This is a genomic window from Stenotrophomonas sp. YIM B06876, assembly GCF_030711595.1.
GTDB lineage: Bacteria > Pseudomonadota > Gammaproteobacteria > Xanthomonadales > Xanthomonadaceae > Stenotrophomonas.
The window spans coordinates 1-897 of sequence record NZ_JAUJUJ010000342.1 but is presented as its reverse complement, the minus strand read 5'-3'; the positions used below and the strand labels follow the sequence as shown (position 1 = coordinate 897).

Annotated in this window: 1 protein-coding gene; it reads left to right on the top strand. The window is 68.3% G+C overall.

The genetic code is table 11. The features are described 5' to 3' along the window. Positions 1-897 (top strand): efflux RND transporter permease subunit (locus tag QZH66_RS17165; protein ID WP_305807054.1); only part of this gene is annotated, 897 nt, incomplete at both ends.

The window sequence follows — 897 nt, the reverse complement described above, 5'->3', positions numbered from 1 at the left end:
GTGGTGGTGCCGATCGCCCTGCTGGGCACCTTCGCCACGCTGCTGGCGCTCGGCTTCTCGATCAACGTGCTGACCATGTTCGGCATGGTGCTGGTGATCGGCATCGTGGTCGACGACGCGATCGTGGTGGTCGAGAACGTCGAGCGCATCATGACCGAGGAGGGGCTGCCACCGCTGGAGGCCACGCGCAAGGCCATGGGCCAGATCTCGGGCGCCATCGTCGGCGTGACCGTGGTGCTGATCTCGGTGTTCGTGCCGCTGGCCTTCTTCTCGGGCTCCGTGGGCAACATCTACCGCCAGTTCTCCGCCGTCATGGTGGCCTCGATCGGCTTCTCGGCCTTCCTCGCGCTGTCGCTCACGCCGGCGCTGTGCGCCACGCTGCTCAAGCCGGTCGAGGCCGGCCACCACCACGAGAAGAAAGGCTTCTTTGGCTGGTTCAACCGCGGTTTCACGCGCACCGCCAAGGGCTACGAAGGCCTGGTGGCGCGCATGCTGCGCCGCGCCGGCCGCTACCTGGTGATCTACGCCGCCATCATCGGCGTCGTGGCCCTGGTGTACACGCGCCTGCCCACCTCCTTCCTGCCCGGCGAAGACCAGGGCACGCTGCTGGTCAACGTGCAGCTGCCCCCTGGCGCGACGCTGGAGCGCACCAAGAACGTGATGGCGCAGGTCGAAGGCTTCATGCTCCAGCAGCCCGAAGTGCAGAGCATGGTCGGCGTGCTCGGCTTCAGCTTCTCGGGCCAGGGCCAGAACGCCGGCCTGGCCTTCGTGACGCTGAAGGACTGGCACGAGCGCAAGGGCCCGGGCCAGTCGGCCGATGCGCTGGCCGGGCGCGCGTTTGGCGCGCTCTCGGGCATCCGCGACGCCTTCATCTACCCGCTGAGCCCGCCGCCGATT